This window comes from Thiopseudomonas acetoxidans, from assembly GCF_030362935.1.
Taxonomy (GTDB): Bacteria; Pseudomonadota; Gammaproteobacteria; order Pseudomonadales; family Pseudomonadaceae; genus Thiopseudomonas; species Thiopseudomonas acetoxidans.
This window is the reverse complement of the sequence record NZ_JAUCDY010000023.1, coordinates 1-7774: the sequence shown is the minus strand read 5'-3', so window position 1 is coordinate 7774 and position 7774 is coordinate 1. Positions and strand designations below refer to the sequence as shown.

The 7774-nt window shown below is 49.7% G+C and carries 8 protein-coding genes; 3 read left to right on the top strand and 5 right to left on the bottom strand.

The window, feature by feature from the left end; all coding sequences use genetic code 11:
- Nucleotides 1-455: 455 nt before the first annotated feature.
- Together QEZ41_RS11945 and QEZ41_RS11940 are read right to left on the bottom strand one after the other, a co-directional pair.
- Nucleotides 456-950: an STAS domain-containing protein gene (locus tag QEZ41_RS11945; protein WP_289411824.1), complete on the bottom strand. Its 495-nt coding sequence runs from the start codon at nt 948-950 to the stop codon at nt 456-458.
- Nucleotides 943-1683, bottom strand: coding sequence for a PP2C family protein-serine/threonine phosphatase (locus QEZ41_RS11940; protein WP_289411823.1), 741 nt, complete (start codon nt 1681-1683; stop codon nt 943-945). The genes QEZ41_RS11945 and QEZ41_RS11940 overlap by 8 nt, the downstream gene beginning before the upstream one ends.
- A 195-nt stretch (nt 1684-1878) precedes the next feature.
- On the opposite strand from QEZ41_RS11940, the gene QEZ41_RS11935 reads away from it, so the two are divergent.
- Nucleotides 1879-2181, top strand: coding sequence for a PilZ domain-containing protein (locus QEZ41_RS11935; RefSeq protein WP_289411822.1), 303 nt, complete (start codon nt 1879-1881; stop codon nt 2179-2181).
- Between the two features lie 81 nt (nt 2182-2262).
- Here QEZ41_RS11935 and QEZ41_RS11930 read toward each other — a convergent pair whose 3' ends face one another.
- Genes QEZ41_RS11930 through QEZ41_RS11920 form a run of 3 tightly spaced genes read right to left on the bottom strand, consistent with a single transcriptional unit; the run spans nt 2263 to nt 6068 of the window.
- Nucleotides 2263-2985 carry an MlaA family lipoprotein gene (locus QEZ41_RS11930; RefSeq protein ID WP_289411821.1) on the bottom strand — a complete coding sequence of 241 codons (723 nt, stop codon included), beginning with the start codon at nt 2983-2985 and terminating at the stop codon, nt 2263-2265.
- A 14-nt stretch (nt 2986-2999) separates the two neighbouring features.
- Nucleotides 3000-4385, bottom strand: coding sequence for a cysteine--tRNA ligase (cysS, locus tag QEZ41_RS11925; protein ID WP_289411820.1), 1386 nt, complete (start codon nt 4383-4385; stop codon nt 3000-3002).
- Between the two features lie 3 nt (nt 4386-4388).
- On the bottom strand, nt 4389-6068 hold the full coding sequence (locus QEZ41_RS11920) for a glutamine--tRNA ligase/YqeY domain fusion protein (protein ID WP_289411819.1): 1680 nt from the start codon (nt 6066-6068) through the stop codon (nt 4389-4391).
- A gap of 123 nt (nt 6069-6191) precedes the next feature.
- On the opposite strand from QEZ41_RS11920, the gene QEZ41_RS11915 reads away from it, so the two are divergent.
- A complete protein-coding gene (locus tag QEZ41_RS11915) occupies nt 6192-6689 on the top strand; it encodes a peptidylprolyl isomerase (RefSeq protein WP_289411818.1) in 498 nt (165 codons plus the stop codon).
- 182 nt (nt 6690-6871) lie between these two features.
- Complete coding sequence (locus QEZ41_RS11910; RefSeq protein WP_289411817.1) at nt 6872-7603, top strand: UDP-2,3-diacylglucosamine diphosphatase; 732 nt, start codon at nt 6872-6874, stop codon at nt 7601-7603.
- Nucleotides 7604-7774 lie beyond the last annotated feature (171 nt).

Genomic DNA, 7774 nt, shown 5'->3' with positions numbered 1-7774 from the left:
AGCGGCTGTCATGTTTCGGTTTAGACATAGCTTCATCTCCTAGAGTTGAAGCAGTCCAACTTTAGGGGGGCATTCCACGTTCGCGCAAGAGTTGCGCTCCCACAGAAGCATCTCACAGAAGCAGCCACATCAGCACGGACTAAAGCGCTCTTGTAGGAGCGCATCTTATGCGCGATTGGGTTTGGTGTTGTTGGATGGTCAGTTCGCGCAAGAGTTGCGCTCCCACAGTAGAGCGGCCGATACGTCGCTGGTTTTGGGCACAGCTTTTGTGGGAGCGCATCTTATGCGCGATTGGGTTTGGTGTTGTTGGATGGTCAGTTCGCGCAAGAGTTGCGCTCCTACAATGGGGTGCATTCCAAATCGCGCAAAGAAAGGTTGTGCTCCCACAGCAGCGCGACTCCTGTGAAAGCCTATTTATCGGGGAAACTGCAGGCATCTTTTGTAGATACTCCGCCTTAACAACTTTGCCCTGTCTCTTCTAAAATACTGACCAAATCTCGAAAGGCGGTGCGGTTGGATTCGTTAAGCTCCATCAGGATGCGGTGCGCTTCTAACACACGCTCGCGCACTACTTCTTCTGATTGCGGCTGATCCGGCAAATCATTTAAGCATTCTGGGCAAGGTGCGGGGGTGTGTACAATATTAAACACCTGTGCAAAGCCCATCGCGTCTAACTGTTGACTGATATCAGGATTCGTACTGGCCAAGGTCGGCAACATGCCGAAGCTTTTGCGTGACAGAATGGATAATTTAGCCAGCAAACCTAGCGTGGTGCTATCAATACTCGTCACTTCGGTCAGATCAATAATGATTGCCTTACTGTTGCCTGTCGCTATTGCCTGCTCAATGGTTTCATTCAACACCGCACAAAAGTTTAAGCGCACTTCACCAATGCACTTCAACACAAACGTTTGGTCTTGTTCGGCAAATTTAATTTTACCGCTACTCATATAAACCTCTGCTTACCACCAGCATCGAAATATCATCCGGCATTTGTTGCTGTCTACTTAAATCTAAACGCGCATGAAGTGCTGAAAACACACCTTGCTCTTGCTCTATCAGCTCAACCAGCTGCTGTTCACGCTCGGCAAAACTGGCTTCAGGCAAACAATCCAAAACCCCATCGGAGACCACCACAAAACTAAAACTCTTAGGCAAATTAATCACTTGATTCTGATAGTTCGCATCGGCAAACAAGCCGATTATCTGTCCACCACCCAACTGTAACTGGGCTGCATTTTCCGACCAAAAAAACGGCCTTGGTGTATGCCCTGCATTGGCCCACTGCAATTTGTTGTGTTCGGGTTCAACAATCATACACACCATGGTGGCATGCTTATCAATTCCAGCCTCTAGCAGCAGGCGATTAACGTCCCCAAGCACAGAAGCCGCGCTAATATCTTTGCTCATCGCCACGCTATGGCGCACCATACTTTTTATAAACATGCAAAGCAAGGCAGCTGCCGTTCCGCTACCCGACACATCCAGCAAGTAGGCTAGGATGCGACCATCAGGCAGGGAAAAGTAATCCACCGCATCCCCGGACAAATACAGCGCCGGCTTAACGCTATGGGCGAAGTCTATCCCTGCTATATTTAAATGCGGTTTTGGGCGGGCATGGATTTGCAACATTTGCCCTTCTTGCTGATCTTGCAGCAGGGCTTTATGCTCTAGTGAGGACATAGATATTCTTAAGGGCAGGACTAAAATACAGCGTCTTAATCATCAAGGAATCATAGTAGTGGGTATTTGCGCCCAAGGTACTCCTATCAATAACAGGATTCAAGCCAAAGCTGATAAACGAATACTTTACACTTATTGCATTGAAGGCTATAAAGTAGCTATTTAATTAATCTAAGAGAATAAGGTGCCGCATCTATGAGCAGCTATGAGCGTAACTTTGATGAAAAGCGTGATTTTATCCGTATGCGTGTCGACGGCAAAGCCATTATTAAAGTAGATGGCAACAGCCAAGAAGCGCTCTGCGTCGACTTATCCAGCAATGGCATGCAGCTTAAAACAGAGGCACAAGTCAGTTTAGGTCAGCAGGTCGATGTCGAAATAGTTTCGCAACATAGCCAGCTTCCAAGCCTAAAAGCCACCACTGAAGTGATTCGCATTGATGCGGCTGAAGACGGTCAGGGAAGTGTTTTAGGACTGACGATTCTAGCAATGAATTAGATTACAGCTTAGTAGGTCGCGCCTATAGGCCGACACAGCCATCTGTCAGGCTCAAGCCAGACCTACATACTGTAAGATTGGCTAAAAATCGTCTTCAACATTGCCATCGTTAACTCTGTATTCACGATTCTGCAGATAAGCATTACGGATAAAACTGTACTTATCACCGCCCATTAGCTTTTCTGTATCCAAAAGCGACTCACGTATACTGACAATCTGCACACCTGCCACGCCGTAGCGCACATGGTGGTTGCTAATATAGGGATATACGGTTGTGTAGGTATCTGGAATCATTGCCGGTGCATCGCGCAACGTGCTTGGACCAAGTAAGGGTAAAACGACATAAGGCCCACTTTTGACGCCCCACTTGCCGAGAGTTTGACCAAAGTCCTCATTGTTACTTTGTAAGCCCATTTTGGTAGCCACATCAAACACGCCGAGCAAACCAAAGGTGCTGTTAAACAGAAAACGGGAAGCATCCACGCCAGCATCTGTCACCTTGCCTTGCAGCAGATTGTTGGCCAGGTTGCGCCCTTCGCCCCAGTTGCGCAACACGTTTCTAACGCTACGACGCACAGGTTTAGGCGTCACAGTACGATAGCCCTTAGCTACTGGCTTGAGTACCCAACGATCCATGGTTTCATTAAAGCCAAAGACCTTACGGTTCCACGACTCCCACGGGTCTTGTTCATGCACTATTACCCAGTCATCATCCCACTGGTCATCAGCGAGTAAAGGCGGACTCACCAGCATGCATGCCATAATCAATAAGCCTGAAACTGTGACTCCTTTAATTTGACGCATAACAACCTCCAGCTTTAGGCAAAGCGCCATGTCGTGGTTCCTTGTTTGTCTTCCAATATGACACCTTGAGCGGCCAATTCATCACGAATGCGATCCGATTCTGCCCAGTTTTTTGCTTCACGGGCAGCTAGACGTTGTTGGATCAGGGCTTCGATATCCACAGCAGCCAGTTGCTGCCCGGTTTCTGCCAGCAAAAACGCATCGGCTTCCAGCTGCAAAACACCTAAAGTAGCAGCCAATTCACGCATACGCGCCGCCAGTTGCGCGGCTTGCTGTGCATCACTGTTTTTCAAGCGGTTGATTTCACGTGTCATCTCAAACAACACAGCGCAGGCTTCAGGCGTATTAAAGTCATCATTCATCGCCGCGCTAAAACGCTCAACAAAAGCATCGCCACCTGCTGGTTTTGCCTGCATATCCAAGCCTTTGAGCGCCAAATAGAATCGCTCTAAAGCGCCCTTGGCTTCACGCAAACTATCTTCCGAGTAGTTAATCGGGCTGCGGTAATGGCTGGAAACTAGCAAATAACGCACCACTTCCGGATGGTATTTTTCCAACACATCGCGAATGGTGAAAAAGTTACCCAAGGACTTGGACATTTTCTCGCCATCAACGCGCACCGCACCGGCATGCATCCAGGTATTGGCATAGGTTTGACCCGTAGCCGCTTCACTTTGTGCGATTTCATTTTCGTGGTGTGGGAAGACTAAATCTGGCCCACCGCCATGAATATCAAAACTGTCGCCCAAGCAGCAGGTGGACATTACCGAACACTCAATATGCCAACCGGGACGGCCTGCGCCCCAAGGTGAGTCCCAGCTAGGCTCGCCGGGTTTAGCGGCTTTCCACAGCACAAAATCCACGGGGTCTTCTTTAATTTCATCCACTTCAACCCGCGCACCAGAGCGCAAATCTTCAACTTTCTTGCGTGACAGCTTGCCGTATTCCGCAAACTTGGCCACACGGTAATAGACATCGCCATTGCTGGCTGCGTAGGCATAGCCTTTGTCGATGAGGGTTTGAATCATCTTAAACATGCCGTCGATATGACCTGTCGCACGCGGCTCTTGGTCAGGGCGCAGCACATTTAAGCTGGCCTCATCCTCGTGCATGGCGGCAATCATGCGCTCGACCAGCTCGGTAAAGGGCTCGTTATTTTCCTGTGCGCGTTGGATGATTTTGTCGTCAATATCAGTGATATTGCGCACATAGGTGACCTTGTAGCCACTGTGGCGCAACCAGCGCGTCGCCACATCAAAAGCCACCATCACCCGTGCATGACCGATATGACAAAAATCATAGACTGTCATACCGCACACATACATGCGTACATGCTTGTCTTCTAGCGGCTTAAGTGGCTCTTTTTGTTTAGTTAGGGTGTTATAAATGTGCATGGTCATGGCTTATTGCCCCCACGAATCACGCAGGGTCACGGTGCGGTTAAACACCAAGTTCTCGGGCGTGCTATCAACACTATCCACACAGAAATACCCTTCGCGCTCAAACTGGAAACCTTCGCCGACCTGTGCTTGTGCCAAAGAAGGCTCGGCACGGCAGCCTTTTAGAACGACAAGCGATTCAGGGTTAACGTTTTCCAAGAAGCTTACGTTCTCGCCCTGCTCATTTTTATCTGGGTTGGCGGCTTTAAACAGGCGATCATACAGACGTACTTCGCACTCAACACTTTCAGCGGCAGGTACCCAGTGAATCACGCCTTTAACTTTGCGCCCTTCTGGGTTTTTGCCTAGCGTGTCTGGATCGTAAGAACAACGCAGCTCCACCACATTGCCTTCTGCATCCTTTATCGCTTCATCAGCGCGAATCACGTAGCTGCCACGCAAACGCACTTCGGTACCCGGCATCAAACGACGGTAGCCCTTGGGCGGATTTTCTTCGTAATCGCTAGCATCGATATAAATCTCGCGCGAAAAAGGCAAAATACGTGTGCCCATCTCGGTTTTCGGGTGCTTGGCGAGTTCTAGTTGTTCGGTCTGGTCTTCTGGGTAGTTGGTAATTACCACTTTCAGCGGCTTAAGCACACACATGGCACGGCTGGCGTTGGCATCCAAGTCTTCACGAATACAGAACTCCAGCATGCTCATATCCACCACACCACCGGCACGGTTCACCCCAATCATGTCGCAGAAGTTGCGGATGGACGCTGGCGTATAACCACGGCGACGGAAGCCACTGATGGTCGACATGCGCGGGTCGTCCCAACTAAACACATGCCCCTCATCAACCAGCTGCTTAAGCTTGCGCTTACTGGTAATGGTGTAATTGAGGTTTAAACGGGCAAATTCATACTGACGCGGCTTGGCGGGCACCGGCAGATGCTCTAAAAACCACTCGTACAACGGACGGTGATCTTCAAACTCCAGCGTGCACATAGAGTGAGTAATCAGCTCAATCGCATCGGATTGACCGTGGGTAAAATCATAACTGGGGTAAATACACCACTTATCACCGGTCTGGTGGTGTTCCGCGTGACGAATACGGTACAACACCGGGTCGCGCATATTCATGTTAGGCGACGCCATGTCGATTTTGGCACGCAATGAGCGCTCGCCTTCTGCAAACTCACCGGCACGCATGCGCTTAAACAGGTCAAGGTTTTCCTCGACGCTGCGCTCACGGAACGGGCTGTTTTTACCCGGCTCAGTCAGGCTGCCACGGTATTCTCGACCCTGCTCTGGGGTTAAATCACACACAAACGCCTTGCCAGTTTCAATCAGGTGAATCGCCCACTCATACAACTGCTCAAAGTAATCAGAAGCAAAACGTACTGGACCGTCCCAGTCAAAACCCAGCCAGTGAATATCATCTTTGATCGCGTCAATATACTCCTGTTCTTCTTTCTCAGGATTGGTGTCATCAAAACGCAAATGGCACTGTCCGCCAAATTCTTTGGCCATGCCGAAGTTCAGGCAGATGGATTTAGCATGGCCAATGTGTAAATATCCATTGGGTTCGGGCGGAAAACGGGTGATAACCTGGCTGTGTTTACCCGTGGCTAAATCCTCTTGAATAATAGTACGAAGAAAGTTGGCAGCGACTGTAACCGAAGATTCTGGCTTGCTCATGGTGTCCTTAATGCTCTTAAAAGCCCTTTGGGGTAGGCTGATCAAAATAAAACGCTTATCATACCTTAAATTTGTCGTACAGCCGACAGCTCTATAATTGTTTAACTAAAATGGTCCGATTCAATGATTAAATTACAAACCAACCACGGCGACATCATTATCAAACTCTTTGCTGATGAAGCACCGGAAACTGTTAAAAACTTTATTCAGTACGTGCAAGACGGACATTACGACAACACTATTTTCCACCGCGTCATTAGTAATTTCATGATTCAGGGCGGTGGTTTTGAGCCAGGCATGCAGCAAAAGCCTGTGCGTGCACCCATTAAAAATGAGGCTAATAACGGCCTGTCTAACAAAGTCGGCACCTTAGCTATGGCGCGCACCATGGACCCGCACTCAGCTTCGTCACAGTTTTTTATTAACGTTAGCGACAACGCCTTCCTTGACCACACCTCAGAAACCTCGCAGGGCTGGGGTTACGCTGTGTTCGGTGAAGTGGTTGAAGGCATGGATGTGGTTAACACCATCAAAGCAGTCGACACCACCAGTCGCGCCGGCCACCAAGACGTCCCCCGTGAAGACGTCGTTATTGAAAAAGCAGAAGTCATAGAAGAGTAGTTATTAGTTGGGGCCCAGTCACATGCACCAATTCTGTGGGAGCGCAACTTTTGCGCGATGTGGAATACCCCCTAAAACAGCGCCACTGTCACAGGCATGGCCAGCTCCTAGGGTTTTAATCGCGCAAGAGTTGCGCTCCCACAGCCAGTTCCATGCATTAACTCTTCACGGAAACCCAACACATGATTTTGCTGATTTCAGATTTACATCTGCACGAAAAACGCCCTGATATCACCCAGGCGTTTTTGGCTTTTCTGAATACGCATGCATGCAAGGCTGAGCAGCTTTATATTTTAGGCGACTTTTTTGATGTCTGGGTCGGCGATGACGGCATGAGCGATTTTCACCACCACATCGCCAGCGCACTACGCAAAGTAGCCGAGCAAGGTGTGCAGATACATCTAATGCACGGCAATCGGGATTTTCTAATTGGCCAGCGTTTTTGCCAACTGGCAGACTGCCAGCTATTAAATGACCCCAGCCTCATTCAGGCCAACGGAGAAAGCATCCTACTGATGCATGGTGATTCACTCTGCACCAGCGACACGGGCTACCAACGCATGAAACGCATCCTGCGTAATCCAGTTAGCCTGTTTATCCTACGCCACCTGCCCCTCAAAACCCGTCAACGCATCGCTGGGGATCTGCGCCAACAAAGCCGCAGCCGCACCGCCATGAAAGCCAACGACATCACCGACGTCAGCCCTGAAACCGTTGAACTGACTATGCGCCGATATCAAGTCCGCACCCTCATCCACGGCCACACCCACCGCCCCGCTATTCACCGCCTGCCGCAGGGGCAGCGCATCGTACTAGGCGACTGGGACAACCAAGGTTGGTACGTGCAAATAGATGAGCAAGGAATTGCGCTGAAAGCTTTTGCGTTTGAAAAAAACTGTAGGTCGCGCCTTTAGGCCGACATACCCGTACCGCAACTTTTGGGCAATGGCGGGCTCTTGTGGGCGCTTCTGTGAGGTGCTTCTGTGGGAGCGCAACTCTTGCGCGAACTGGAATGCCCCCCTAAAGTTGGACTGCTTCAACTCTAGGAGATGAAGCTATGTCTAAACCGAAACATGACAGCCGCT

Bases quoted from the DNA above. Each gene is read 5' to 3' on its own strand.
- QEZ41_RS11945 (WP_289411824.1), bottom strand. From the start codon at position 950: ATGAGTAGCGGTAAAATTAAATTTGCCGAACAAGACCAAACGTTTGTG.
- QEZ41_RS11940 (WP_289411823.1), bottom strand. From the start codon at position 1,683: ATGTCCTCACTAGAGCATAAAGCCCTGCTGCAAGATCAGCAAGAAGGG.
- QEZ41_RS11935 (WP_289411822.1), top strand. From the start codon at position 1,879: ATGAGCAGCTATGAGCGTAACTTTGATGAAAAGCGTGATTTTATCCGT.
- QEZ41_RS11930 (WP_289411821.1), bottom strand. From the start codon at position 2,985: ATGCGTCAAATTAAAGGAGTCACAGTTTCAGGCTTATTGATTATGGCA.
- cysS (WP_289411820.1), bottom strand. From the start codon at position 4,385: ATGACCATGCACATTTATAACACCCTAACTAAACAAAAAGAGCCACTT.
- QEZ41_RS11920 (WP_289411819.1), bottom strand. From the start codon at position 6,068: ATGAGCAAGCCAGAATCTTCGGTTACAGTCGCTGCCAACTTTCTTCGT.
- QEZ41_RS11915 (WP_289411818.1), top strand. From the start codon at position 6,192: ATGATTAAATTACAAACCAACCACGGCGACATCATTATCAAACTCTTT.
- QEZ41_RS11910 (WP_289411817.1), top strand. From the start codon at position 6,872: ATGATTTTGCTGATTTCAGATTTACATCTGCACGAAAAACGCCCTGAT.